This is a genomic window from Vibrio sp. 947 (assembly GCF_033339115.1).
In the GTDB taxonomy this organism is placed as follows: domain Bacteria; phylum Pseudomonadota; class Gammaproteobacteria; order Enterobacterales; family Vibrionaceae; genus Vibrio; species Vibrio alginolyticus.
This window is the reverse complement of the sequence record NZ_JAWOTX010000005.1, coordinates 280,069-304,665: the sequence shown is the minus strand read 5'-3', so window position 1 is coordinate 304,665 and position 24,597 is coordinate 280,069. Positions and strand designations below refer to the sequence as shown.

General features: G+C 44.6%; 24 protein-coding genes. 7 read left to right on the top strand and 17 right to left on the bottom strand.

The window, feature by feature from the left end:
• Nucleotides 1–280: 280 nt before the first annotated feature.
• Nucleotides 281–2,827: an Ig-like domain-containing protein gene (locus R7Q39_RS08990; protein ID WP_318076003.1), complete on the top strand. Its 2,547-nt coding sequence runs from the start codon at nucleotides 281–283 to the stop codon at nucleotides 2,825–2,827.
• A 135-nt stretch (nucleotides 2,828–2,962) separates the two neighbouring features.
• Here the strand turns inward: R7Q39_RS08990 and R7Q39_RS08985 are convergent, their stop codons facing one another.
• The gene (locus R7Q39_RS08985) at nucleotides 2,963–3,706 is read right to left on the bottom strand and encodes a YggN family protein (RefSeq protein WP_053306726.1); all 744 of its coding nucleotides are present in this window, start codon (nucleotides 3,704–3,706) and stop codon (nucleotides 2,963–2,965) included.
• Between the two features lie 61 nt (nucleotides 3,707–3,767).
• On the bottom strand, nucleotides 3,768–4,247 hold the full coding sequence (locus R7Q39_RS08980; protein WP_005391761.1) for a GreA/GreB family elongation factor: 480 nt from the start codon (nucleotides 4,245–4,247) through the stop codon (nucleotides 3,768–3,770).
• A 76-nt stretch (nucleotides 4,248–4,323) separates the two neighbouring features.
• On the opposite strand from R7Q39_RS08980, the gene R7Q39_RS08975 reads away from it, so the two are divergent.
• On the top strand, nucleotides 4,324–6,249 hold the full coding sequence (locus R7Q39_RS08975) for an ATP-dependent DNA helicase RecQ (RefSeq protein WP_262689181.1): 1,926 nt from the start codon (nucleotides 4,324–4,326) through the stop codon (nucleotides 6,247–6,249).
• On the opposite strand, the gene dinB is transcribed toward R7Q39_RS08975, so the two are convergent.
• Together dinB and R7Q39_RS08965 are read right to left on the bottom strand one after the other, a co-directional pair.
• A complete protein-coding gene (gene dinB, locus R7Q39_RS08970; protein WP_025768236.1) occupies nucleotides 6,246–7,310 on the bottom strand; it encodes a DNA polymerase IV in 1,065 nt (354 codons plus the stop codon). The genes R7Q39_RS08975 and dinB overlap by 4 nt on opposite strands.
• Before the next feature lie 76 nt (nucleotides 7,311–7,386).
• The gene (locus R7Q39_RS08965) at nucleotides 7,387–7,620 is read right to left on the bottom strand and encodes a DUF2789 domain-containing protein (protein WP_005380277.1); all 234 of its coding nucleotides are present in this window, start codon (nucleotides 7,618–7,620) and stop codon (nucleotides 7,387–7,389) included.
• 187 nt (nucleotides 7,621–7,807) lie between these two features.
• Between R7Q39_RS08965 and R7Q39_RS08960 the strand changes: the two genes are divergently transcribed.
• The gene (locus R7Q39_RS08960) at nucleotides 7,808–9,025 is read left to right on the top strand and encodes a response regulator (protein ID WP_005380276.1); all 1,218 of its coding nucleotides are present in this window, start codon (nucleotides 7,808–7,810) and stop codon (nucleotides 9,023–9,025) included.
• A gap of 158 nt (nucleotides 9,026–9,183) precedes the next feature.
• Here R7Q39_RS08960 and nqrM read toward each other — a convergent pair whose 3' ends face one another.
• From nqrM to bolA, 9 genes are all read right to left on the bottom strand, one after another.
• Nucleotides 9,184–9,417, bottom strand: coding sequence for a (Na+)-NQR maturation NqrM (gene nqrM, locus R7Q39_RS08955; RefSeq protein ID WP_005380273.1), 234 nt, complete (start codon nucleotides 9,415–9,417; stop codon nucleotides 9,184–9,186).
• Nucleotides 9,418–9,439: 22 nt separating this feature from the next.
• Nucleotides 9,440–10,444: an FAD:protein FMN transferase gene (locus tag R7Q39_RS08950; protein WP_005380272.1), complete on the bottom strand. Its 1,005-nt coding sequence runs from the start codon at nucleotides 10,442–10,444 to the stop codon at nucleotides 9,440–9,442.
• 157 nt (nucleotides 10,445–10,601) lie between these two features.
• Nucleotides 10,602–11,825: an NADH:ubiquinone reductase (Na(+)-transporting) subunit F gene (gene nqrF, locus R7Q39_RS08945; protein WP_005380271.1), complete on the bottom strand. Its 1,224-nt coding sequence runs from the start codon at nucleotides 11,823–11,825 to the stop codon at nucleotides 10,602–10,604.
• Nucleotides 11,826–11,858: 33 nt separating this feature from the next.
• The gene (gene nqrE, locus R7Q39_RS08940; RefSeq protein ID WP_005380270.1) at nucleotides 11,859–12,455 is read right to left on the bottom strand and encodes an NADH:ubiquinone reductase (Na(+)-transporting) subunit E; all 597 of its coding nucleotides are present in this window, start codon (nucleotides 12,453–12,455) and stop codon (nucleotides 11,859–11,861) included.
• Between the two features lie 7 nt (nucleotides 12,456–12,462).
• Nucleotides 12,463–13,095, bottom strand: coding sequence for an NADH:ubiquinone reductase (Na(+)-transporting) subunit D (locus tag R7Q39_RS08935; protein WP_005380269.1), 633 nt, complete (start codon nucleotides 13,093–13,095; stop codon nucleotides 12,463–12,465).
• The gene (locus R7Q39_RS08930) at nucleotides 13,095–13,865 is read right to left on the bottom strand and encodes a Na(+)-translocating NADH-quinone reductase subunit C (RefSeq protein ID WP_005380267.1); all 771 of its coding nucleotides are present in this window, start codon (nucleotides 13,863–13,865) and stop codon (nucleotides 13,095–13,097) included. The genes R7Q39_RS08935 and R7Q39_RS08930 overlap by 1 nt, the downstream gene beginning before the upstream one ends.
• A complete protein-coding gene (locus R7Q39_RS08925) occupies nucleotides 13,855–15,099 on the bottom strand; it encodes an NADH:ubiquinone reductase (Na(+)-transporting) subunit B (protein ID WP_005380265.1) in 1,245 nt (414 codons plus the stop codon). Before R7Q39_RS08925 ends, R7Q39_RS08930 begins: the two co-directional genes overlap by 11 nt.
• A gap of 5 nt (nucleotides 15,100–15,104) precedes the next feature.
• Complete coding sequence (locus R7Q39_RS08920) at nucleotides 15,105–16,445, bottom strand: Na(+)-translocating NADH-quinone reductase subunit A (RefSeq protein ID WP_005380264.1); 1,341 nt, start codon at nucleotides 16,443–16,445, stop codon at nucleotides 15,105–15,107.
• A 474-nt stretch (nucleotides 16,446–16,919) separates the two neighbouring features.
• Nucleotides 16,920–17,228, bottom strand: coding sequence for a transcriptional regulator BolA (bolA, locus tag R7Q39_RS08915; protein WP_005380262.1), 309 nt, complete (start codon nucleotides 17,226–17,228; stop codon nucleotides 16,920–16,922).
• A gap of 243 nt (nucleotides 17,229–17,471) precedes the next feature.
• On the opposite strand from bolA, the gene R7Q39_RS08910 reads away from it, so the two are divergent.
• The 4 genes from R7Q39_RS08910 to R7Q39_RS08895 all read left to right on the top strand — a co-directional run bounded on the left by R7Q39_RS08910 (nucleotide 17,472) and on the right by R7Q39_RS08895 (nucleotide 21,197).
• The gene (locus R7Q39_RS08910) at nucleotides 17,472–18,626 is read left to right on the top strand and encodes a methyltransferase (protein WP_005385302.1); all 1,155 of its coding nucleotides are present in this window, start codon (nucleotides 17,472–17,474) and stop codon (nucleotides 18,624–18,626) included.
• 32 nt (nucleotides 18,627–18,658) lie between these two features.
• Nucleotides 18,659–19,228, top strand: a complete 570-nt coding sequence (locus R7Q39_RS08905; RefSeq protein ID WP_005380259.1) for a YajG family lipoprotein — start codon at nucleotides 18,659–18,661, stop codon at nucleotides 19,226–19,228.
• Nucleotides 19,228–19,773: a peptidylprolyl isomerase gene (locus tag R7Q39_RS08900; RefSeq protein WP_005380258.1), complete on the top strand. Its 546-nt coding sequence runs from the start codon at nucleotides 19,228–19,230 to the stop codon at nucleotides 19,771–19,773. Before R7Q39_RS08905 ends, R7Q39_RS08900 begins: the two co-directional genes overlap by 1 nt.
• A 71-nt stretch (nucleotides 19,774–19,844) precedes the next feature.
• Nucleotides 19,845–21,197: an AmpG family muropeptide MFS transporter gene (locus R7Q39_RS08895; protein WP_005380257.1), complete on the top strand. Its 1,353-nt coding sequence runs from the start codon at nucleotides 19,845–19,847 to the stop codon at nucleotides 21,195–21,197.
• Between the two features lie 63 nt (nucleotides 21,198–21,260).
• Here R7Q39_RS08895 and R7Q39_RS08890 read toward each other — a convergent pair whose 3' ends face one another.
• Genes R7Q39_RS08890 through R7Q39_RS08875 form a run of 4 tightly spaced genes read right to left on the bottom strand, consistent with a single transcriptional unit; the run spans nucleotide 21,261 to nucleotide 24,497 of the window.
• Nucleotides 21,261–21,920 carry a ChrR family anti-sigma-E factor gene (locus R7Q39_RS08890; RefSeq protein WP_005380256.1) on the bottom strand — a complete coding sequence of 220 codons (660 nt, stop codon included), beginning with the start codon at nucleotides 21,918–21,920 and terminating at the stop codon, nucleotides 21,261–21,263.
• The gene (locus tag R7Q39_RS08885; protein ID WP_005380255.1) at nucleotides 21,917–22,501 is read right to left on the bottom strand and encodes an RNA polymerase sigma factor; all 585 of its coding nucleotides are present in this window, start codon (nucleotides 22,499–22,501) and stop codon (nucleotides 21,917–21,919) included. Before R7Q39_RS08885 ends, R7Q39_RS08890 begins: the two co-directional genes overlap by 4 nt.
• A 44-nt stretch (nucleotides 22,502–22,545) precedes the next feature.
• A complete protein-coding gene (locus R7Q39_RS08880; protein ID WP_064354246.1) occupies nucleotides 22,546–23,904 on the bottom strand; it encodes a DUF4397 domain-containing protein in 1,359 nt (452 codons plus the stop codon).
• Nucleotides 23,901–24,497 (bottom strand): LON peptidase substrate-binding domain-containing protein, encoded by a 597-nt coding sequence (locus R7Q39_RS08875; RefSeq protein WP_064354247.1) that lies wholly within the window; start codon nucleotides 24,495–24,497, stop codon nucleotides 23,901–23,903. Before R7Q39_RS08875 ends, R7Q39_RS08880 begins: the two co-directional genes overlap by 4 nt.
• Nucleotides 24,498–24,597: the final 100 nt, after the last annotated feature.

The following is a 24,597-nucleotide window of genomic DNA, read 5'->3' as shown; positions in this document are numbered from 1 at the left end:
GCTTGTAAATTTTAACGTACATCTCATATTCATCATCCCATCATCCCATCATCAAACCGTTATTTGCCATCAAATCGACTGTATCACCACGCAAAAACCACTGATTCATTCATCGTGAAGTGAGCCGAAAAATAATGAGCTCGACTGTAAGAGGCGAATAGTTCCTCGTGATATTGTGTCAAAAAGCAGAATATTGTTCTTCGCTTTTTCCCCATTATGTCTATTTATCAGCTAGTTATTACTCTGTTCTCATTTATATCCATGACTCAAGGAGAGAAAAATGAAGGTCACTCTACTTCACGGAGCTGTGGTTGCTGCACTCAGTGTTAGCTATCAAGCTCAAGCCTACAACTGTCAAAGCCTACCCGACTGGGACAGCACTGCGACTTATACATCGGGCGCTTTAGTAAAAACGCAAGGAGCCGCTTATGAGGCTGCATATTGGACGCAAGGCAATGATCCCGTGACCAACTCAGGATCTTGGGAAGCATGGAAAGCGTTAGGGCAATGTGATGGTGGAAGCAACAATTTATCACCAACGGTGTCGTTCTCCTCTCCAATAAACAACGCACAAATTCCCGAAGGCAGTGCGATCACTTTGTTAGCCAACGCGGCAGACGAAGATGGCCAAATCACACAAGTTGAGTTTGTCGCAGGCAACCAAACGGTTGCTGTGGTAACTCAAGCACCATTCGAAGCTTCTTGGACTGCTATTGAAGGGATCTCGCAATTGACCGCAATTGCGACAGATAATGAGGGAGCCGTTAGCACCACGACGATTTCTATCCAAATTCAACCACAAGTCGAATTACCACCACCAAGCATTTCATTGACCAGCCCAGTAGGCACAGAAGTGCTTAATGTAGGCGATAACCTAACCGTAGCCGCTCAAGCTGACGATATTGATGGTGTGGTCACACAAGTTGAGTTCTTCGTAAACAATCAATCTGTCGCCATTGATACTAGTGCACCTTACGAATATCAATGGACCGCGAGTCCAGGTACATACTCGTTCAAAGCACAAGCGACTGATGATACAAACCTCGCAACGATGAGCCAAGAAGTAGCGCTGGTTATTAGTAATGCAGAAACCGGAACAGGCGGATGTGCAGATGCAGTACCTTATGTGGCAGGCACAAGTTATCAAGCTGGCGACCTGGTTTCTCACTTCAACCAAAAATATCGTTGTGATGTTGCTGGTTGGTGCTCCTCGGATGCGACATGGGCTTACGAGCCTGGTGAAGGGCTATACTGGCAAGATGCTTGGAGTGGCCTAGGTGCTTGTTCGACACCACCGCAAGTTACCATTACGGCACCAACGGATGGACAAGTCGTGCTCGCTGGCAGCAATAACGAAATCACGGCAAATGCAAGCGATGCTGATGGCACAGTCACGCAAGTTGAGTTTTTTGCGAACAACACTAGCTTAGGGGTCACCACTCAAGCACCATATTCCGTTACTTGGAACGCCACACTTATTGGCGCTAACCAGCTTAAAGCCGTTGCAACCGATAACGACAACAATACGTCAGAATCTGTTGTGAACGTAAATGTCAGTGATAAAGATTTAGTCATTTCCCTTACTTCGCCTAGCTCAGGTCAAACGGTTGGCTTAGGCAAAAATCTCGCATTGAGCGCCGATGCAACGTCTTTAACTTCAGGTATTAAGCAAGTTGACTTTATGGTCAACGGCGCCGTTGTCGCCACAGATACGACTGCACCTTACTCTGCGAACTGGACACCAGCCGCAATCGGACAGTTTAACGTAAGCGCTCAAGCCGTCGATCTTGCTGGAAGCACCGCATTATCTGACGCAGCAGCGGTGACAGTTGTAGAGCAGACAGAAAAACGTCATAAACTGATTGGTTACTGGCACAACTTCGTGAACGGTGCGGGTTGCCCAATCAGACTGGCAGACATGGCTGATGCTTGGGATGTGATTGATATTGCCTTTGCTGAAAACGACCGAAACAGCGATGGCACAGTGCACTTCAACCTGTATTCTGGCGATATTTACAGTGATTGTCCTGCACTCGACCCAACGCAATTCAAACAAGATATGGCAGCATTGCAGGCGAAAGGTAAGAAGTTCGTTCTATCTCTTGGAGGCGCTGAAGGCACTATCACTCTAAACACTGACCAAGACGAAGCGAACTTTGTTTCTAGTCTAACTGGCCTTATCGCTGAATGGGGCTTTGATGGTCTCGATGTGGATTTAGAGAGTGGATCTAACCTAGTGCACGGTTCACAAATTCAAGCTCGTCTTGGTCGTGCTTTGCTGCAAATTGAGCAAAACATGGGGGGCGATATGTACCTAACCATGGCACCTGAACACCCTTATGTTCAAGGCGGTTACGTCGCTTACAGCGGAATTTGGGGAGCGTACATTCCAGTGATCAACGATACTCGCAGCACGCTCGACTTGCTTCATGTTCAGCTATACAACAACGGCGGTCTACCAAACCCGTACCTACCAGGCAGTGCACCAGAAGGCTCTGTTGATATGATGGTCGCTCAATCTAAGATGCTTATCGAAGGTTTTGAACTAGCCGACGGCACTCAGTTTGCGCCATTGCGTGATGATCAAGTCGCGATCGGTTTACCTTCAGGCCCAAGCTCGGCAAACTCAGGTCAGGCTCCGACACAAAATATTCTTAGTGCGCTAGACTGTTTAACCAAAGGCACATCCTGTGGCACCGTTAAACCAGCGTTCAACTACCCGAATTATGCTGGCGTAATGACGTGGTCTATCAACTGGGATCAGCATGATGGTTTTAACTTCTCAAAACCTGTCGGCGATAAGCTCACCAAGATGAACGCGCAATAAGCAACCAAAGAACAAGCGAGTAAAACGCAAATATCGTCTTGTTTCCATTACTTATTCAAGTATGTAAAAACGAAAAGAGAGCACAATCGTGCTCTCTTTCTTTATCTCATCGAGTTTTTACTTTTTAATGAGTAATTAAATCGTAAATACTCGGTAATCTTTTAGCTCAGGGATTTTCTTCAACAAATCGTCTTCTTGCCCTGCCATGTCATCCAACGAGTCACACAAGTCTTCTGCTTGTTGCTCTACCTCTTTCGAATGCTCAGCTAAACGCTCTTCTACTTTCGCGCTGAGTTCAGCCATACTCTCTGATAATGCAGTGAGGTTTATCCCTCCCTCTTCCTTCATTTTTTTCGATAAAGCATCCAACGAACTGGCTAAAAACTCTTTATTGAAGATCTCTTGTGCTTTTGCAAAGTCTTTAGTCCACCCTTGTGTCATAGACTCAAAACTCTCCGCCGGCAGGATGAAATCACCATCTTTGTAGTAACGTGATTCAACATCAGCGAAAAAGTCCTTTACTGCGACTTTTACATTATCAAACGCACCAGGTGCATCGAGGCTTTCCGCAACATCATCAATAATATCATTCGCAAGCGCTAAACCATCACTCGCCAATTGCTTTGCTTGTGGAATATACGCGTTCATTTTTTCGCGATAGTCTTCAATTGCCGCTTTCTGGTCAGAATTGAGTTCAATTAGCTCACCTTTGATGAAGAGGTTGTTATCCTCATCCACGACGGCTTTATCACCTGTCGTTTGGCGAATTTCCAAGCTTTGCCCATCCATACGGACTTCATTATTGATGTCCACACGACACTGCGCTGCATAACCAGTAGCACTGACCATCAGCAATGAGAGTGTAAAAAGCTTTTTCATGTCATTCTCTTTTATTTAACATTACTCGTGTTAAACATAACACTGAGTGATACATGAGATGTCAGCAAATCGTCACGACTTCGTAACAAGTTGTTTTATCTCCTATTTTTACGTCAACCTCATCACCTTCTTCTTTTCCGAACAACGCTCGACCAAGAGGAGATTTTGCTGTTAAGACAAAGACTTCCTGAGCCTGATATTGAACAGTCAAACCACCAGAGCAAGGGCCTACAAAGAAGTGCTTTTCAAGCAAATTCTCATCTGCGAGAACAACGTAAGCGCCAACACCAACAGGCGCATTCTTAAAGTCGCGAGTCACTAAAGAACGATATTGACGCAATTCCTCTTCACTATCTTGGATTCGCATGGCTTGTCCATGAGCAAGATACGCGGCTTCAAGTGCCAATGTATCGTACTTGTGCTCGGGAACAGTTTCTTCATCTGTCGCGGCATCGATCGCTCGCTGAGCCGATGCATGGGCAACTTGAAGTTTTTCTTCCAGATGTTGGATGATAATTTGGACTAAGTCAGCTTTGTTCATACTTTTAGGACGCGCGTTTAGTATTCGGGGTGTGTTAATGTAGCCAAGTTTACCATCAAAGAAAGGTTTCCCTATTATGCAAAGTGACTCGCTGCATCAAACACTTCAATCTGTATTTGGTTTTGACTCATTACGCCAAGGTCAGCAACCCGTTATTGAAGCCGTTATGAATGGTTACTCTGCTGCGGCAATCTTTCCTACAGGCTCGGGGAAGTCACTCTGTTATCAACTACCTGCAACCATATTACCCAACCTTACGTTGGTGATCTCTCCGTTGTTGGCGTTAATGAAGGATCAACTGAGCTTTTTACAAAGTAAAGGAATCGCTGCCGCTTCTATCGATAGCAGTCAAAGTAGAGAAGAAGCACAAAAGGTCATGGCTGGCGTGAAGAATGGACAAATCAAAATCTTGATGATTTCTGTTGAGCGACTAAAAAATGAGCGTTTTCGTGAATTCATTCGCCAAATACCGATTTCTTTGATGGTCATTGATGAAGCGCACTGTATTTCCGAATGGGGGCATAACTTTCGTCCAGATTATCTCAAACTACCGCAATATCAACGTGAACTGAACATCCCACAGTCTTTACTTCTCACCGCAACGGCAACGCCTGCAGTTATTGAAGACATGCAAAAAAAGTTCGATATTTCCAGTGAACATATTACCGTTACAGGCTTCTACCGCTCTAATCTGGATATCTCGGTGATCCCGTGTGAGGAAACAAAGAAACAAGAACAGCTCAGTGAGATCATCGCCTCTTCACCTAAGCTTCCGACCATCGTATACGTGACGCAGCAGCAAACAGCAGAACGAGTAGCAAAGTCATTAATCCATATTGGCATTAACGCTCACGCATACCACGCTGGCATGAAAAGCGACGTTCGTGAACAAATCCAACAGCAGTTCATGGATGGCCAAATTGACTGTATTGTTGCAACGATTGCATTTGGTATGGGGGTCGATAAATCTGATATTCGACGCGTCATTCACTTCGACTTACCCAAATCAATCGAGAACTACGCACAAGAGATTGGACGTGCAGGCAGGGACGGGCAACGCTCGGAGTGCATTCTGCTAGGCAATACGTCCGGCCTAACGGTGTTGGAGAATTTTGTCTATGGTGACACACCAGAATTTACGTCAATTAACTATGTAGTCGAGCAAGCGAAAGAACATGCTCCACAATGGGAGGTAGTGCCACTGCGTTTGTCGCGTGAAAGTAATATCCGCCAATTGCCACTCAAAACCTTGTTGGTTTATTTGGAGCTACATAACGTCATTGAAGCAAAGTACAGTTACTTTGCGGAATATCGGTTTAAGTTTTTGCACGATCAGCAATTTATTGTGAATCAATTTCAAGGCGAGCGACGTCAATTTGTGGAGGCTATTTTTTCCTGCTCACAAAAAGCCAAAGTGTGGTGCCAAGTTGATCTAGAAGCGCTATGGATGAACTATCAATCGGAACGCAGCCGAGTTGTCGCAGCGCTCGACTATTTTCACCAGAACGGCTGGATAGAACTAGAGAGCAAACAACTGACGGACGTGTACTCAGTTATGCCAACCAAACAGAGCTCGGATGTTTTAATCCAACAACTGTATGAACTGTTCCAATCCAAAGAAAGCAAAGATATCGAAAGAATCCACACCATGCTGCACTTGTTCCAGTCCGAGCACTGTTTGAGCTCACAATTGGCGAACTACTTTGCGGATCACGATGCACCAAAGCAATGTGGTCACTGCTCCGTGTGTCGTGGTCACGTCGCCACATTCACAGCACCAGAACCTGAAGATATTGAACAATCTCAAGTATCGATATGGGCGCGGGAGTTTATTCAGCTTTCCCCATCGGCCATCAGTAATGATGCCGTTGCTCGCTTCTTGTGCGGAATCAGCACTCCTTTGATTAGCCAGCTAAAAGCCTCAAAGCTAGCAGGTTATGGTGCAATGGCAAATGTAAGTTTTGAGCAGGTATTAACGCAGGTAGAAACGGTAAGGGCCTAAAAAAAGCTCAATTGACGCGCTTGGTCTTCGGGCTTGAGCATCACGTTCAAGCCTAAAAGGCGAATTTCCCGTCCATTTTGGCGTTTAAGAATATCTCTTAGCAAGATCTTGAAGTCCTCAAGCTCTAATTGCGGATGGATGTGCTCAATTGTTGTCAGTTGAAAGTCGGCAAATTTGACTTTAATACCTTGTTTAATAATCGACTTATCTGGGCTTGCACGCTCTAAACGTTTCTCGAGTTCAGGATAAAGTTTCTCCTCAATCACTTGCCAACATTCATCATAGGTTGCGATGTTCTGGCTGAATGTCCTTTCCACACCGACGGACTTTCTCTCGCGCTCAACAACGACTTCTCGATTATCAATTCCATGGCTTCGCTGCCATAAGGAGGCACCCTGACGACCAAACTGCCTCAACAACTCTCGATAGTCACTGTTTTTAATGTCCTCACATCGATAAAAACCGGCTTGGTGGAGCTTCTCAAGACTGACCTTCCCCACACCAGGAATGTTCTCTAGCGGAAGACTATCGATAACCTCTTGGACTTTCTCTGGCGGAATCACAAACTGACCGTTGGGCTTGTTCATGTCTGACGCGACCTTGGCAAGAAACTTTATCGGAGCAATGCCCGCCGATGCCGTCAACCCAAGTTCACTCCAGATATCGCGGCGAATTGACTCTGCGATCAACGTAGCGGAGCCACGGCAAGCTGTCGAGTCCGTGACATCGAGGTATGCTTCATCCAATGAGAGAGGTTCAATGATAGGCGTATAACGCTCAAAAATAGCACGAATCTGCTGAGAGACTTGCTTATATACATGCATTCTACCGGGCACAACCAACAAATGAGGACAGAGTTGCAGCGCGCGCGCCGTTGACATTGCACTGCGAACACCATATTTACGCGCATCATAATTACAGGTGCTAATCACTCCACGCTGCTTTTCATGTCCGCCAACAGCGAGTGCAATGCCACGGTAACTGGGGTTATCTCTCATCTCTACGGCAGCATAAAAACAATCCATATCGACATGAATAATTTTTCTAATTCGATCTGACATAGCCATCAAAGCACTGTTCAAAAAAACAGTATAAATCAAATCTACCTGAAGAGAAATGGGCGTGTTTAAGCGAACGTCAATCTCGAAGCATTACGTCCAATTGATCGACTAATTCGGCCCAATCTGCATCTTCTTCGATGGCTTGTTTTAGAAAGTTCGCCTGTGACATCGTCCAAAAGCTAGCTTCATGTAAAGGCGCAGAATCTCTTTTGTGTCGATGTTGATTAATAAAATCTTTCATTTCTTGAGGAGAGCTACCGAGGCCCAGTTGTTGAAATAGCTCAGCCATACCATGTTGATGCATTTCCATACTACTTTCTCCCTACGTTAGCTAAACATAATTATATAACTAAGACAGGAATAATGATGTGATGTTAACGGATGCGTGTCAAACATTTGAGTAGTTGTTCTACTTTTGGTTGACATGTGTTTTTTGATGGCGATAAGTTTAATTTTAGTTATCATTGATTTTAAACAATTAATTTTGGGGACTGCGCTTGAGTAATAAGATTCTGGTTGTTGAAGATAGTCGTGCATTTAAAAACTTTCTTTGCCAAACAATAAGCCAAGCTGGTTATGAGGTCATCGCAGCGGAAAGCTACGCGGAGGCAAAGAACTTGTTATCTTCAGCACAGGACCTCTTCTGTGCGGTTTTAGACTATTGTTTACCGGATGCTCAAGATGGCGAGATTATTGACCTCGTTTTGGAACATGGTCATCGTGTCATTGTTTTAACGGCTCGATTTCAAGAAGACACTCGCGAAAAGATGCTTGCAAAAGGTGTCCTCGACTATATTTTGAAAGACAGCATGGCGTCCGTTTCCTATCTATTACCACTCCTCAAGCGACTAACCAACAATCAACAACACAAATGTTTAGTCGTTGATGATTCACACACCGTAAGAAGACACATTGCCCAACTTTTGGAGCATCAATATATTCAGACGTTGGAAGCTGACAATGGGCAAAAAGCCCTAGAGCTTGTCGAGCAAAATCCAGATATCACTCTCGTTTTAACCGACCATGATATGCCCGTTAAAGATGGCATTACTATGGTGCGTGAATTACGTCGGAAGTGGGATAAAAATCAATTAGCCATTCTCGGCTTGTCGGGTAGTAACTCTAAGACCATGACGGCTAGGTTTCTAAAAGCAGGGGCCAATGACTTTTTATACAAGCCATTTAATCAAGAAGAATTTTTTTGCCGTATTCACCAACTGTTAGATATCAAAGACGCAACATCTGAACTGTTTAAAATGGCAAATCAAGATGCGCTAACGGGCTTATGGAACCGCCGCTTTCTGTTTGAGCAACCCCATGTAGAAAACGCTCAAAGAAACATCGCGATGCTTGATATCGATTTCTTTAAGCAAGTAAATGATACACACGGACATGAGGGCGGCGATGCAGTGTTAGTCATGATAGCGAATATTCTAAAAATCTATTTTCCAAATGATATTGTCGCTAGGCTTGGTGGCGAGGAGTTTTGTATTCAAGCCAGTGGCGACTATGACGGCTTTCTAACACGCTTAGAACAAATGAGACAGCGCATAGAAAAAACGCCAATAACTTATTTGGACAAAAACATTCTTGTGACCGCGAGTATTGGTGTAAGCAACATCGAGGGGGAGCTGGAACAACAAATAAAAGTGGCGGATGAGCGACTTTACATGGCCAAAGAGAACGGACGTAACCAAATCATTTCTTCGTCCTAATGACTATCAGTGTGGTCTTGCTCTGTAACATGAGAGAAAGAAACAACAAAACACGGTATTGGGCTCTTTCTCGGACATCTGAGCTTTGGTTAGCTGCCTAAAAATAAAGCTCAGCAGAACGCTGAGCTTTATCACTTTCTTAGTACGATTAACCAATACTAAGCAATTCTATCTTTTTCCCACGCCGCCAATTTCTCAGCACGCGCAGCCTCGCGCGCTTCACGTTTTTTACGCGCATCGCAGGGTTCTGGACAATTACACACTTTTTCGATGCCAACTGCCCCTAAGCCACCACAGCTACCTTTCACGACTTTCTTTTGGAAAATGTATCCGACAGCCATTGCAGTGATTACCGCGACAAACACAGCAAAGGTAATTAGAAATGTATTCATAAAAACATGCTCACTTCTGTTGTTATTTCTTCATGAATGGCTTGTATGCTTCCGAAGCCAACTCTTTAAAACCATCTTCCGTTTTCACAATCATGAAAACAGGAATATTATTTTCGTTCGCAATTGCCATGCCTTTGTCTTCACCTAGCACCATAAGACCAGTTGCAAGACCATCAGCAGTCATCGACGATTTATCTAATACCGTTACAGACACCACTTTATGATGAATTGGTTTGCCTGTTCGTGGATTAATAATATGAGAGTATCTCACACCATTACTCTCAAAGTAATTACGATAGTCACCACTTGTTGCAATTGCCATGTCGCCTGGTTCAATAATTTCTTGAATTGAACGTTCATCAACGGTCGGTTTTTCAATTGCGATACGCCAAGGCACACCTTCACGATTGACACCTTTGAGACGCATTTCACCGCCAACTTCGACCATAAAGTTCTGTACCCCTTCAGATTGAAGGTAGTCAGCAACCACGTCAACCCCCCAACCTTTCGCAATCGTCGATAGGTCGACGTACAAGTTAGGAAGGTCTTTGGACAGTGTATTACCATCAACAGATAGGTGGTGAATACCGGTATTTGCTTTGCGAGCAGCGAGTTCTTCATCGGTTGGAACTACATCTGGACGAGCTTCTGGACCAAACCCCCACAGGTTAACTAGAGGGCCGACCGTCACATCCAATGCACCTAAAGTAAGACCGTTAAGGCGAATTGCTTCTTTCACTACCGTTGCAGTTTGTGTCGAAACTGTAAATGGCTCGCTCGTTTGATGCTGATTAAAACGACTTAACTCTGAGTCGTCACGATAGGTCGACATTTGGTCATTAACCTCTTCCAATAAGCGATCAATTTCTGTCTGCATCGCTTTTGGCGTTGGAATACCATCTTGCTCGATATACTTGATGTTGTAAGAAGTCCCCATGGTAGGGCCACTTAAATGAATTTGATCGGCAGGCTGCTCACAGCCAGCCAAAATCAATAGAGAAGCAAATGCAACAAGCCACTTTTTCACTTGTTAACTCCCAATGTTGTTGAATTGATATGGGAAATAGGATCAATCCTTTCAATCCGATTACCTATATCAACTGTTGAGTATCAGTTTTATGTCTATAAAAAATAATGGCTAGCTCTCTTGGAGAGCTAGCCATAGATTCAATCACTTGGAGGAATTAACCACCGAAGTCATCTAGTAGGATGTTTTCATCCTCTACACCTAGATCTTTTAGCATGCCGATTACAGCAGCGTTCATCATAGGTGGACCACACATGTAGTATTCACAGTCTTCTGGCGCTTCGTGATCACGTAGGTAGTTCTCGTAAAGAACGTTGTGAATAAAGCCAGTGTAACCATCCCAGTTATCTTCTGGAAGTGGATCAGACAGTGCACAGTGCCATACGAAGTTGTCATTCTCAGCTTGTAGCATATCGAAGTCTTCTACGTAGAACATTTCACGCTTAGAACGTGCGCCGTACCAGAAAGACATCTTACGCTTAGAGTGCAGACGCTTAAGTTGGTCGAAGATGTGTGAGCGCATTGGAGCCATACCAGCACCACCACCAACGAATACCATTTCTGCATCTGTATCTTTCGCAAAGAACTCACCAAATGGACCAGAAATAGTACACTTGTCGCCTTCTTTTAGAGACCAGATGTACGAAGACATGATGCCTGGTGGTACGTCTGGGTTGTTCGGCGGCGGAGTTGCGATACGAACGTTAAGCATGATGATACCGTGCTCTTCTGGGTAGTTAGCCATAGAGTATGCACGAATGGTCTCTTCATTAACTTTAGACTCGTAACGGAAAAGGTTGAACTTCTCCCAGTCTTCACGGTATTCCTCAGGAATATCGTAGTCTGCGTATTTCACGTGGTGAGCAGGAGCTTCAATCTGGATGTAACCACCAGCACGGAAAGGTACTGATTCGCCATCTGGAATTTGTAGCTTAAGCTCTTTGATGAATGTCGCTTTGTTATCGTTAGAGATAACAGTACATTCCCACTTCTTAACGCCGAAGATTTCTTCAGGAAGCTCGATATCCATGTCAGTTTTCATTGCAACCTGACACGCTAGACGCTCACCTTCACGCGCTTCACCTTTAGTAATATGGTCAAGCTCGGTTGGTAGGATGTCGCCACCACCTGATTTAACTTTTACGCGACACTGACCACATGAGCCACCGCCACCACAAGCAGAAGATACGAATACGCCAGCACCTGCTAGAGCACTCAGTAGCTTACCACCTGGTTGTGTAACGATCGCCAGAGAAGGGTCATCGTTCACAGAAATTGTAATGTCACCTGTTGGTACAAGCTTAGACTTAGCGAAAAGAATCACTAGTACTAGTGCTAGTACGATCAGAGTAAACATCACTACACCAAGAATAATGTCCATTGACTATTCCTTAATTGTTGCGGTTTACCCGACTTACAGTTGAACACCAGAGAAAGACATAAAGCCTAACGCCATAAGACCTACAGTGATAAATGTGATACCAAGACCACGTAGACCTGGAGGTACGTCAGAGTACTTCATCTTCTCACGGATACCTGCAAGAGCAACGATTGCTAGCATCCAGCCCACACCAGAGCCGAAACCGTAAACGATCGATTCAGCAAAGTTGTAGTCACGTTGTACCATGAAAGATACACCACCGAAGATTGCACAGTTTACTGTGATCAGCGGTAGGAAGATGCCTAGCGCGTTGTACAAAGGTGGGAAGAAACGGTCTAGGACCATCTCTAGAATCTGTACAAGTGCTGCAATTACACCGATAAAGGTGATGAAGTTTAGGAAGCTAAGGTCCACGCCCTCAACTAACGCGTTCTCTCTCAGAACTAGGTTGTATACCAGGTTGTTCACAGGAACAGCGATAGTCAGAACTACCACAACTGCAACACCTAGGCCGAAAGAGGTCTTAACCTTCTTAGATACGGCAAGGAAAGTACACATACCTAGGAAGAAAGACAGAGCCATGTTTTCGATGAAAATCGATTTAACTAACAGACTAATGTAATGTTCCATGACGTCCTTACTCCTTCGCTTCTACTTGTTCTGGTTTCAGAATACGGATTACCCAGATAAGGAAGCCGATTAGGAAGAATGCTGATGGTGCTAGTAGCATTAGGCCGTTAGGCTGGTACCAACCACCGTTGCTCACTAGAGGTAGAACTTCTAGACCAAATAGTTTGCCTGAGCCAAATAGCTCACGGAAGAAACCTACAGTGATAAGAACGAAGCCGTAACCTAGACCGTTACCAATACCGTCAATAAGAGATGGTACTGGCGCAGACTTCATTGCGAATGCTTCAGCACGACCCATTACGATACAGTTAGTGATAATCAGACCAACGAATACAGATAGCTGTTTAGAGATATCGTATAGGTAAGCTTTTAGCACTTGGTCTACCACGATTACTAACGATGCGATGATTGCCATCTGAACGATGATACGCACACTGTTAGGAATGTGGTTACGGATCAATGAAACAGAGAAGTTAGACAACGCAGTTACAAATGTTACCGCTAGTGTCATTACAAAAGCTGTTTCTAGTTTAGTTGTTACTGCAAGAGCAGAACATACACCAAGAACTTGTAGCGCGATTGGGTTGTTATCCAATACTGGCGCTAGAATGCTCTTTTTAACGTTTTGTGCACTAGACATTAGTTAAGTTCTCCGTCACGAACTTTTGCTAGGAAAGGACCAAAGCCCATATCACCTAACCAGAAGTCAAATGTGTGTTGAACACCATTACTAGTGAGCGTCGCTCCTGATAGGCCATCAACACCGTGCTCAGAACCTTGCGGTGCGCCGCCTTTCACGACCTTAATCGCTGGCTGGTGATCTTCATTGTACAATTTCTTGCCAATGAATTGATCGCGCCATGAAGGGTTCTCTACTTCACCACCAAGTCCAGGAGTTTCACCTTGCTCGTAGTAAGTAATAGCAGACACAGTGTTACCATCAGTTTCAACGGCTACAAAGGCATACATCATCGACCATAGTCCTTTACCGTGCATAGGCAGGATAACTTTTTGGACTTCATCTTGATCTTTTACAAGGTACACCACTGCTGTATTCGCGCGACGACGGATATCAGCTACGTCTTCTTCTGGTGTCAATGCGATTGAACGTTCTGCATCTTTTGATGCTTCACGTTGATCGTACGTAGATGCATTACCCTCAGTAAAGTTACCTGTTTCAAGGTCTACTAGACGAGGTTCGATGTACTCAGCAAATAGCTCTGGTACTTTCTTACCGTTTGCGTCAATGCCTGCAACTTCAACGATCTTTGATTGCTTATCTAGGACAGCGTTAGCTTTTTGCTTATCACGCAGACCTACTGCTGCTGTTGATACGATGATTGAACAAACAAGGCTCAACCCGATAACAACACCCAGCGTCTTTTTAATGCTGTCGTTATTACTTGCCATAGCGTGCTAGTCTCCGCTTGATGTTCTTCTCAATCACTACATGGTCGAACAGAGGTGCGAATAGGTTCGCGAATAGAATCGCCAGCATCATACCTTCTGGGTACGCTGGGTTAACTACACGGATCATCACACACATTGCACCAATCAGGATGCCGTACCACCATTTACCTTTGCTAGTAAATGACGCTGATACTGGGTCCGTTGCCATGAAGAACATACCGAATGCAAAACCACCTAGAACTAGGTGCCAGTGCCATGGCATATTAAACATTGGATTAGTGTCAGAACCGATCACGTTAAACAGAGTCGATACTGCGATCATACCGATCATTACACCCGCAATGATGCGCCATGAAGCGATTCGCATGTAAACGATCATCGCTGCACCGATCATTAGAGCTAGAGTCGATACTTCACCAATTGAACCAGGGATGTTACCGATGAACGCATCCATCCAAGTGATAGGAGCGCCAGTTACTGTGTTAACTAGAGCACCGTTACCACCTTGAGCCCATTGGCTAAGAGCAGTTGCACCAGAGAAGCCGTCAGCTGCAGTCCATACTACGTCACCCGAAATTTGCGCTGGGTAAGCGAAGAATAGAAATGCACGACCTGCAAGTGCAGGGTTAAGGAAGTTACGACCTGTACCACCGAAGATCTCTTTTGCTACAACAACACCAAATGTGATACCTAGCGCCGCTTGCCATAGAGGTAGCGTTGGTGGAACGATAAGTGCGAATAAGATAGAAGTTACAAAGAAACCTTCGTTAACTTCGTGCTTACGCACCATACAGAACAACACTTCCCAGAAACCACCAACAATAAATACTGTTGCGTAGATTGGCAGGAAGTAAGTCGCACCTAGTAGCATCTTACTGCCAACACCCGCTTCCGCACCGATAGTGCCGCCAAGCATTTCTGTTAGCCAGTAGTGCCAGTTACCTGCGATAACTGTCGCTAGTTGGTCACCAGCGTACATGTGGTTAAGTGCTGCAATAGCTTGGCCACCTGCGTTGTACATACCCCAGAACATTGCTGGGAATACCGCAAACCAAACCATGATCATGATACGTTTTAGGTCAACGCTATCACGAACGTGCGAGCTTTTATTTGTTACGATACCTGGCGTGTAAAAAACTGTTGCTACAGCTTCGTACAGGGCAAACCATTTTTCGTGTTTGCCACCAGGCTCAAAATGATGCTCGATGTCTTCAAGAAACTTTTTAAGAGCCATGAAAATTACCCTTCCTTCTCGATAGTATCTAGGCATTCACGAAGTAACGTACCGTACTCGTACTTACCTGGACATACAAAGGTACACAATGCTAGATCTTCTTCATCCAGTTCAAGCGCACCCAGTGCTTGAGCACTGTCTGTGTCGCCGGCACATAGATCACGAAGCAGCAAAGTAGGCTCCATATCTAGAGGCATTACGCGTTCGTAGTTGCCAATTGGAACCATTGAACGATCACTACCATTGGTCGTCGTTGTCATATTGAACAACTGACCTTTGAATACGTGACCAAGGAAAGAGCGAGTTACCGAGAACTTATTCTTACCAGGCATTGCCCAGCCAAATAGTTCTTTTTCACGGCCTTCACGTAATACAGAAACCTGTTGATGGTAACGGCCAAGGTATGCGTGTGGACCAGTTGCATGTGTACCTGTTAGTACTGAACCAGAGATCACACGAACTTCGCCAGGCATCAGCTCGTTATCTGTTAGGTCATCTAAGCTTGCACCCATTACGGTACGAACTAGACGAGGGTTATTCACAACTGGGCCAGCTAGAGACACAACACGATCTGTGCATAGCTCACCAGTTAGGAACAGCTTACCGAACGCGATAACGTCTTGGTAGTTGATGCTCCATGCCACATTCTCTGCATTTACTGGGTATAGGAAATGCATGTGGGTGCCAGCAAGACCTGCTGGGTGAGGGCCATCGAAGACGTGTTCTTCTACGTTAGACTGTGAAGAACGTGGCAAGCTAGTGCCAGATTTACATACGTAAACCTTGCCTTCTGTCAGGGCTGAAAGAATGTCTAGACCAGCAATGAATGCTTCTTGTTGCTCATTAATGATCAACTCAGGCTTAGCTGCTAGTGGATTAGTATCCATTGCAGTTACGAAAATAGCCTTAGTAGAAGACTCGATTGCAGGAACCTTGCTAAACGGACGAGTACGTAAAGCGGTCCATAAGCCAGAGTCAACCAACTGAGTCTTGATCACTTCACGATCTAGACCTGAAAGTTGAGCGGCTTCGAACTTATCAAATGTCACCTGCTCTTCACCTGCCACTTCAATCACTACAGATTGAAGGACACGTTTAGCGCCACGGTTAACTTCGATCACTTTACCGGCTGCTGGTGCAGTAAATTTCACGCCTGGGTTCTTTTTATCTTCAAAAAGAACTTGCGCTTTTTTCACTTCATCACCAACGCGGACATGCATGGTAGGTCGCATGCCAACGTACTCTTCGCCAAGCAAGGCGACTTTTTTGATGGTCTTACCATCATTAATCACCTGGGATGGAGTTCCTGCGATAGGAAGATCCAAGCCCTTCTTTATTGTAATCATACGCACTTGCACTACTTTTATCGGGAAAAAGATTCTTTTGATTGCGTAACTTTTAGACACGACATCAGTGTCCGGTTTTGATGTTGTTTTAAACATCAAAATCGCAACATCCTATTAAAAATCTCGTCACAAGGAATACGCGAGATTTATCAGGTGCCGTAGTCTAGCATTTTTTAGGAACTTGATGCCATGATCAATCATTAGAATAGAGGGGTTATTTCGGTAGAATCAGGTCTAAAAGGTCAAAGAATAGTCATAACTTTGACCCATCGCACAAATGCCATATTCCATACATATCTTATGGAAAAGTGATATTCATCACCTGAAATATTCTGCAATTTCCATTCATTTGTTGAAACACTGTTAACACACTTTTTAACCAGAATTTGTTCCACGTTAACGTCCCTTAAGAAGGTAAAACGAAAAAAGATGGCCTTAAGCCACCTTTTCTCTGCACCTTTATATCTTGCGTTTTTAGTGACCACCACCCATACACATCGGGCTATCAGGGGCGCCATCTTGTTCACGCTTCCACTCTTCATCAGTGTATGTATGAATAGCTAATGCATGAATGTGGTTATCCAGTTCATCTGCCAAAATTTGATGAACTTGACGATGGCGCCCAATCAAACGCTGTCCCGCGAACGAATCACTCACAACAATCACTTTGAAATGACTCTCTGAGCCTGGTGGCACATTATGCATGTAGCTCTCATTAATGACTTTGAGATAGCTGGGTTGCAGCTCACTGTGTAGTTTCTTCTCTATGATTTCTTGGATCATATTCGTTCCTCATTGATGCGAATTCCATAAGTATATACCTAAGTAAAGCAGACATGCATCACTCAAACGTCACTCTCATTATTGACGCACTTTGTAGACATATTGTCTCAAGGCGCTCGACTCCATGAACATGCCTAGAGAGCAGCCATCACTGAACTCGTAAAATTTGACAGCTTTTTGTATCTCGACACGTCATCATTTGCGACAATAACACTTAATTTCTAAATCAACTTACATTTAGCTATGAAAACCGAACTGAACCTTCACGAGCGAAGCTTAACACTTCATCGTTTCCCAAAACGTAGTAACGAAACGCTACAAGCGTGGGATGCCGGTGATGAGTATCTTATTAATCATGTTGAAGAGCTTGCTTTGCCAGACAATCAAAACATCCTCGTGATTAATGACAGCTTTGGTGCCCTCTCCTGCTGGTTTTCGGAAAAACACCATGTAACGCTAATGAGTGATTCATTCATCTCACATAAAGGTGCACAGCAAAATCTCGAGCAAAACCAGTGCAATAAAGTAGCGTTTGCCACCACGATGGACCTCGTTCCTGCCAATATTGATCTCGTCTTGCTGCAACTGCCCAAAAGTAACCGCCATCTAGTGTGGATACTAAGCCAATTAAGAAAGGCGCTACCGGCTTCTTGCCCCGTCATTGCAGTCAATAAAGCGAAAGACATTCATACTTCGACGCTAAAACTGTTTGAAAAATACTTAGGCGAAACAAAAACATCTTTGGCCTGGAAAAAGCACAGATTGGTGTTTTCTCAAGCAACAGTTGAGCCTCCGATTGAAGTAATGCCTTTCACGACTTGGCGCGTTGATGGCGAAGATATCGAACTCAAGAACATGCCAAATGTCTATTCAGGAGAAAGTTTAGATTTAGGTGCACGCTTTATGCTGCAGCACCTGCCTCAAGACCCTTCGATAGACAATGTCATCGACCTCGGCTGCGGCAATGGTGTTCTGTCTGTTAAATTTGGTCAGTTGAATCCAAATGCTCGGCTAACATGTGTTGATGAAAGCTTTATGGCGCTTGAATCAGCAAAACAGAACCTACGCGACAACCTTGGTGAAAATAGAGACATACAGTGCATAGCGAACAATTGCTTGGACGGTTTTAAACACAGCAGCAGCTCTATGGTTATGTGTAATCCACCGTTTCATCAACAACAGGCAATCACCGATCATATTGCTTGGCAAATGTTCTGCGATGCTAAACAAGTATTAAGTGAAAATGGCCGTTTACTGGTTATCGGAAATCGTCACCTCGGGTACGACGCAAAACTCAAACGTCTGTTTGGCGATAAAAATGTGAAACTTATCGCTTCCAACAATAAGTTTGTGATTTTACAGGCTACAAAAAATCCTGCTAAATTAAGCGCAAAATAAGCTTTAGCAAAATAGTTAAAAGGAATAATAAAATGAGAAAATTGGTACTTGCGGCTTCGGTTGCGTTGCTTGCTGCGTGTTCAGCCCCTCAACAACCTCAGCTGAACCTGATGCCAGAAAGCACATTGAGCACCAATCCAATTGTTCAAGGCAAGACTTACAGTTTGACCAGCAAAGATGTACGTGCAGCGCAGTACGTGGCGTTGGTGGATAACGGCCGTTCGAACATTCTTCCTCTTCATGCTAAACAGAATTTACGTATTGCGTTAGAAGAAGCATTAGAGAAGCAATTCTCATCTCAAGGTTTCCATGCGGATCTAAACAGCAACAACGCGATTGAATTGAGCGTTCAAGAAGCGTTGGTCAACGTGAAGCATTCGGTGATGGAAAATGAGATGGATGCTAAAGTTGTGCTGGAAATCACAGCAGAGACACCTGAGGGCAAGCTAGTCAAAACTTATACAGGTACAGCAAAGCGCTCTGGCACATTGAGTGCTTCTGATGCCGATATTGAAGAGACATTGAATGATGTGGTGACATTGACGCTTAAAGAGATTGCCAATGACCCTGAGCTTCGTCAATACATGCAGGAGCGTTTCTAATGTTACGCAAAGCGATTCTGTCTTTAGCATTACTCAGCTGCAGCGTTTGGGCTGGACCAAAAGTAGCGTTTGAAACGACACTTGGTTCATTTACGGTTGAGTTAAACGAAGAGAAAGCACCTATCACTGTCGCTAATTTTCTGAAATATGTAGAAGATGGGAGCTACGAAGGTACTATTTTTCATCGTATTATCCCAGGCTTCATGGCACAAGGTGGCGGCTTTAACCAAGATATGCAGATGGTGAAAACATACGCGCCAATCAAAAACGAAGGAAATAATGGTCTAAACAATGACCGTGCTACCATCGCCATGGCACGAACTAATGCACCAAACTCTGCAACTCGTCAGTTTTTCGTCAACTTAGTCGACAATGACTTTCTCAACTATGGCGCTCGACCACCAGGTTATGCTGTATTTGGTGAGGTTACTGAGGGGTTCGACGTTATCCAGAAAATGGCTCAGCAGCCGACCACGACGGTAGGCCGAATGCGTGATGTACCAGAGACGCAAATCGTCATCACCAAAGCTACACTACTTAAATAGCCAAAACGATAAGCCCTTTGAATAATCGAAGGGCTTTCTCTTTCAACGGCTTCATTTTATTGGATTGATTTATGTCTTCATTACCTTCCATCACTTGGTTGGAAACGGTAAAAAGTTACCTCGATAAACGACTCATGTGGGTTTTCATGCTGGGCTGCTCTAGCGGCTTTCCGTGGGTTCTTATCGGCTCAAACATGTCAGGTTGGCTAAAAGATGCCGGCTTGACCCTCTCCGCAATTGGCTATTTTGGTAGCGTTTTTGCGGTCTATGCGATCAACTTTCTGTGGGCACCTCTGGTTGACCGCGTGAAGCTGCCAGTCCTCTTTAGACTGCTGGGGCAAAGACGTAGCTGGATTTTCTTTTGCCAAAGTATCGTACTCGTCGCTACCCTATTTATTGCCGGCGTTAATCCAGCGGAAAACTTGGTGTTTGCGTCACTACTCGCCTTGTGCATTGCAACGGCTTCAGCGACACAAGACATCGCAATTGATGCTTTTCGTATTGATACTTTCCCAAAGTCAGAAGAGTCTAAACTGCCTCAAGCTTCTGCAATGGCGGTCATTGGCTGGTGGACAGGTTATTCACTACCGGGTTATTTAGCGTTTGTTAATGCTGACAGTGTCGGTTGGAATGGTGTGTATTACGGGATGGCGGTGATAGTCGGCATTCTAATGGTCTTTACGATTTTAGTCGGTGAACCTAAGACTCAACGCGAACAACTTCAGTCTGCCGCTGAACAACGCCACAAAGAAGTGGTTGGTTCGAAAGTCGTAGCTTGGTTTACCGTGACTGTTGTGGAACCTTTCCTTGATTTCTTTAATCGCAATGGTGTCCGTGTCGCGATTACTCTGTTGCTGTTCGTTTTCCTATTTAAAATTGGCGAAGCGTTTTTGGGCAGGATGTCGATCGCGTTCTACAAAGATATTGGTTTTAGCAATGAACAAATTGGCTATTACTCCAAACTGATTGGTTGGGGAGCCACCATCTTCTTTACTTTTGTCGGAAGCATGTTCAACGTTAGGTTTGGTATTGTACGTGGATTAATGATCGGTGGTATTGCTATGTCTGCCAGTAACTTGATGTTTGCTTGGATTGCTTCGGTAGGCCCAAACGAGCACTTGTACTTAGCCACGATTATTGTCGATAACTTTACGACTGCTTTCTCAACTGTCGCTTTTGTTTCATTTTTGACGATTCTAACCGGACAAGCATTTTCGGCAACTCAGTATGCGTTGCTTGCTTCTCTAGGAAACTTCGGACGGACGACTCTTGCTTCTTTCAGTGGCGAGCTAGTGGATTATCTTAATGATTGGAGCACATTCTTCGTGCTTACCGCTGTCATGGTCGTGCCAAGCTTGATTATGTTGTACTCGCTACGACATTACTTTGATGCTCTATTGGAAAAAGCACGTCACAAGCATTAACGAAACATATAAAAAACCACCGAATTCGGTGGTTTTTGTTTTGCGAGATATAAGATAAGAGGTCTATGGGTATAACCCTTTACCAAACATATTAAATATACGTGCCACGCCTTGAGTAAAGATCATCGGCTCAGTCAATACGGTTAAACACAAGCAGTCTTCTCCGGCCTTAGTGTAAGGGCTGTGCTTCACTGATGCGTCTCTAATCATCAAATCGCCCTCTTCATATTGGCCATCCTCGTCACTAAATCCGCCATGCAGGATCAATGTAGACTCCAGGCCTTTGTGCGTATGTTGAGGAATTTGCACATCTTCCCCGATGTACATTAAGCTGACACGAGCGTCTTCCCCTAGGTCAATCTGAGCACTAAAAACCTTGCCTCCGTAACTTCTCCATGACCCTACGAGGTCAGAGAAACGCGCTAGAGTTTTAGGAAGAGCGAAACTTTTTCCTGCGACATTAACAGCAGCAGAGTCGCGGATCACGATATTATCAGTCGCTGGCTCCGCATTGATGATGTCATTAAACATGTCGTCAAATTCAGAAACATACTCAGAAGGTATGTCACTTACGATGTTCGCTTGACTTGCTTCGACTTGGTTCACATAAGCTCGGCACTTGGTGCATGTTTCTAAATGGGTTGCGACCACAAGACCAGAAACCGCATCAATGCTTCCCGAAGCGTATGCTTCTAACAAGCTGTTATCTGGGTGTTTGTTCATAGTTGCTCCGTATGCATTGAATGCCTTAGCTTTTCTACTGCAAGCCTCAGCCTGGATTTTACAGTACCGAGGGGTATATCAAATAATTCCGCGACCTGTTGATGAGGTAGCTCTTCAAGATATACCGCTTGTAAAACATCTCTCTGGTTTTTCGGTAATATATCTAAAAACTTAACCACCTGTTCTTTCAACATATCTTGTTCTGGTGAATAGTGATCAACAAGATCAGGTGGATAATACTCTGACGGCCAAATGTCATCAGAATGAATGTGTAATTCCTTACCTTTCTGTTTTCTCAGCAAATCAAAACAAAGGTTTCGGATTATGGTATATATCCAAGTCGATAACGCGCTCTTTTCACCATCATAGAGGTGCGCTTTCTGCCAAACTGTCGCCATGGTCTCTTGCACCATCTCCATAGCAACTTGCTCATTACCAACATGTTTGTAAGCGAATTGCTTCAGCTTGGGTGCGTAAAAACGGAATACAAAAGCGAACGCATCTTTGTCTCGAGCCTTCACTTTATCCATGTAATCGTTCCAATCACTGCGCCCCAGTTTTTTCGGGCTATCACTCATCATAATCGGCCTTAATTTGTGGGAGGAGTCTCCTCCTCCCATTCGTCCTAATCGGTCACGTCATCGACCAACAAGTTGAAACCACCGTTGTTCCCATCATCAATGGCAACGACTTGGTACACAACACCGTTCATTACATTGACTGGTGCTGAGTCAACCGCAACAATACTTGGGTTACCAGCCACTGTTACCGTTACATAATATGTACCTTCAGCGACATATAATCCTTGTACGCTATTTTTATACGCAAAATTAGCAATAGTTGGATCACTTCCATCTATTCCTGCACTCGTAGTGAGGTAAATATCCACCATTTCCGCTATAGGATTAGCCGCAGCGTGTGTCACATTCAATGTCGCGCTAGTCGCCACAGCGCGTCTCATATCTTCAATAACCAGAGCTTCGATATCAATCGCTGGGCTAACAACACCGACTGCATAAACACTGTAATCCATTCCACCTGCAACCATTAACCCGTCAACATCTATGATCGGATTGGTTGTTGTGCCATCCACGTAAACGTCAATATCGTAAGCGCCAGCAGCAAGATCCAAATAACCACGAATCTCTTTGAACGCTAAGTCGGCAAGAGGAGCGAAGGCCGCCCCGTTAACGTTAACATCGACGACTGGCGCTCCATCGACAAGGTGTCCGACTCTTACTTCAGCTTGGCTGCCCATATCTTCAATTATAGAAGAGCCCGAACCGTCCAACACCAAGAGTTTGACAGGTGACGTGCTATTCGAATCTCCTGTGCCGATAGCGGCAATCGTCAAGTTGGAATTAGCCGCAAGAGGTACTGTGCCGGAGTCAAAAGCAACGCTGTCTCCTACGGCAAGTCGAACTTGATACTCACCAGCTGGGATGTTCAATACGTCGGTAGAAGCTTTGTAAGCAAGGTTAGTTATTGGAGTCGCGCTAGCAAGAGCAACACCTGGCTCAGTGACATAAAGATCAACAGCAGGAACGCCTGAAGCTGCATGAACAACTTGAACATCTAGACTATTGGCATCAGCCATTGAATCGGCGCTGCGAGTCACAACTAAAGGCTCAACTGGGTTTGGCGAACCATCGGCATCGCCAACAACGAACACGTTATAATTGAGGTCGGAATCAAGATCTAGTTCTGTTTTAGGTATTACGGTCGCGGTTTCATTACCTGGGAGCTGAACATCGACCTGAATCGAATTCATCCCCTCTCGCAATTTAACGTAGCCAGATCCCACACCATAATCAACATTCGTTAATGATGGTTTATCGTTGATCCACACATTTGCAAGCGGCGCGTCAGAAGACGCGTGCACTGCTTGTAAATTGGAATACTCGATAGTGTCACTGTCGGAGCCACACGCCGCCAGTCCTAATGCCGCCGCCATAGTTAGCGCAGCTCTGCCAAATCCTTTCATATCCTTGCCTCTTTGTTAGTCGGGGCTTCTATGGCTTCTGTCAGAAATTGCAACGCAGGAATGCAGTTCTCTGCGCCAACGAGCTGTTCGAACAGATTGCAGTCTAAAGGAAGTAATTCAAGCCAGCGCTGGGTCACCCAAGCTGAGTCATCGTAAAAACGATGCTGGTAGAGGTTTCCAAGTTGAGGAAACTCTTTATAAACATGGGATAACTGCTGGCTTAAATAGAAGAAATCTGGTGAGTTGTCTGGATGTTGCCAATTGTCTAACCATTCGACCTCTGCATGGCGTAAGCCGTCCGCATCTGCACGAACTCGTTTGACAACAAAGCGTTTCTCACCAGCGACTGTAATACCAAGAAGACCATCACTGAGTGTTTCAAAATCAACGATCCTGACCAAAGTTCCGATAGATGAAACATTTCCCACGTCTTTAGGGTCACCTTCACTACCTACTAGGCAAACTCCAAAACCCACATTTTGTAGGCTACATTCCTTTACCATTCGCTTATATCGTGGCTCAAAAATGCGCAGATTCATTTTACCCTCAGGGAGTACAACTGAAGTGAGTGGGAATAACATGACTTCTTTCATTCAAACGTCCTCTTTGATTCACGGATACATACGAATCCCTTATCACTCCGATCACTAACGATTTATGTTGGTTAATCGACTGGCTTAAAAAGTCATAAAA

What these genes read in the sequence shown, in the direction of transcription:
- nqrE (WP_005380270.1), bottom strand. Translation starts at nt 12,455, where the DNA reads ATGGAACATTACATTAGTCTGTTAGTTAAATCGATTTTCATCGAAAAC.
- R7Q39_RS08875 (WP_064354247.1), bottom strand. Translation starts at nt 24,497, where the DNA reads ATGAAAGAAGTCATGTTATTCCCACTCACTTCAGTTGTACTCCCTGAG.
- bolA (WP_005380262.1), bottom strand. Translation starts at nt 17,228, where the DNA reads ATGATCCAAGAAATCATAGAGAAGAAACTACACAGTGAGCTGCAACCC.
- R7Q39_RS08985 (WP_053306726.1), bottom strand. Translation starts at nt 3,706, where the DNA reads ATGAAAAAGCTTTTTACACTCTCATTGCTGATGGTCAGTGCTACTGGT.
- dinB (WP_025768236.1), bottom strand. Translation starts at nt 7,310, where the DNA reads ATGTCAGATCGAATTAGAAAAATTATTCATGTCGATATGGATTGTTTT.
- R7Q39_RS08880 (WP_064354246.1), bottom strand. Translation starts at nt 23,904, where the DNA reads ATGAAAGGATTTGGCAGAGCTGCGCTAACTATGGCGGCGGCATTAGGA.
- R7Q39_RS08980 (WP_005391761.1), bottom strand. Translation starts at nt 4,247, where the DNA reads ATGAACAAAGCTGACTTAGTCCAAATTATCATCCAACATCTGGAAGAA.
- R7Q39_RS08935 (WP_005380269.1), bottom strand. Translation starts at nt 13,095, where the DNA reads ATGTCTAGTGCACAAAACGTTAAAAAGAGCATTCTAGCGCCAGTATTG.
- nqrF (WP_005380271.1), bottom strand. Translation starts at nt 11,825, where the DNA reads ATGGACATTATTCTTGGTGTAGTGATGTTTACTCTGATCGTACTAGCA.
- R7Q39_RS08990 (WP_318076003.1), top strand. Translation starts at nt 281, where the DNA reads ATGAAGGTCACTCTACTTCACGGAGCTGTGGTTGCTGCACTCAGTGTT.
- R7Q39_RS08965 (WP_005380277.1), bottom strand. Translation starts at nt 7,620, where the DNA reads ATGGAAATGCATCAACATGGTATGGCTGAGCTATTTCAACAACTGGGC.
- R7Q39_RS08975 (WP_262689181.1), top strand. Translation starts at nt 4,324, where the DNA reads ATGCAAAGTGACTCGCTGCATCAAACACTTCAATCTGTATTTGGTTTT.
- nqrM (WP_005380273.1), bottom strand. Translation starts at nt 9,417, where the DNA reads ATGAATACATTTCTAATTACCTTTGCTGTGTTTGTCGCGGTAATCACT.
- R7Q39_RS08920 (WP_005380264.1), bottom strand. Translation starts at nt 16,445, where the DNA reads ATGATTACAATAAAGAAGGGCTTGGATCTTCCTATCGCAGGAACTCCA.
- R7Q39_RS08885 (WP_005380255.1), bottom strand. Translation starts at nt 22,501, where the DNA reads ATGATGAGTGATAGCCCGAAAAAACTGGGGCGCAGTGATTGGAACGAT.
- R7Q39_RS08910 (WP_005385302.1), top strand. Translation starts at nt 17,472, where the DNA reads ATGAAAACCGAACTGAACCTTCACGAGCGAAGCTTAACACTTCATCGT.
- R7Q39_RS08925 (WP_005380265.1), bottom strand. Translation starts at nt 15,099, where the DNA reads ATGGCTCTTAAAAAGTTTCTTGAAGACATCGAGCATCATTTTGAGCCT.
- R7Q39_RS08930 (WP_005380267.1), bottom strand. Translation starts at nt 13,865, where the DNA reads ATGGCAAGTAATAACGACAGCATTAAAAAGACGCTGGGTGTTGTTATC.
- R7Q39_RS08895 (WP_005380257.1), top strand. Translation starts at nt 19,845, where the DNA reads ATGTCTTCATTACCTTCCATCACTTGGTTGGAAACGGTAAAAAGTTAC.
- R7Q39_RS08890 (WP_005380256.1), bottom strand. Translation starts at nt 21,920, where the DNA reads ATGAACAAACACCCAGATAACAGCTTGTTAGAAGCATACGCTTCGGGA.
- R7Q39_RS08900 (WP_005380258.1), top strand. Translation starts at nt 19,228, where the DNA reads ATGTTACGCAAAGCGATTCTGTCTTTAGCATTACTCAGCTGCAGCGTT.
- R7Q39_RS08905 (WP_005380259.1), top strand. Translation starts at nt 18,659, where the DNA reads ATGAGAAAATTGGTACTTGCGGCTTCGGTTGCGTTGCTTGCTGCGTGT.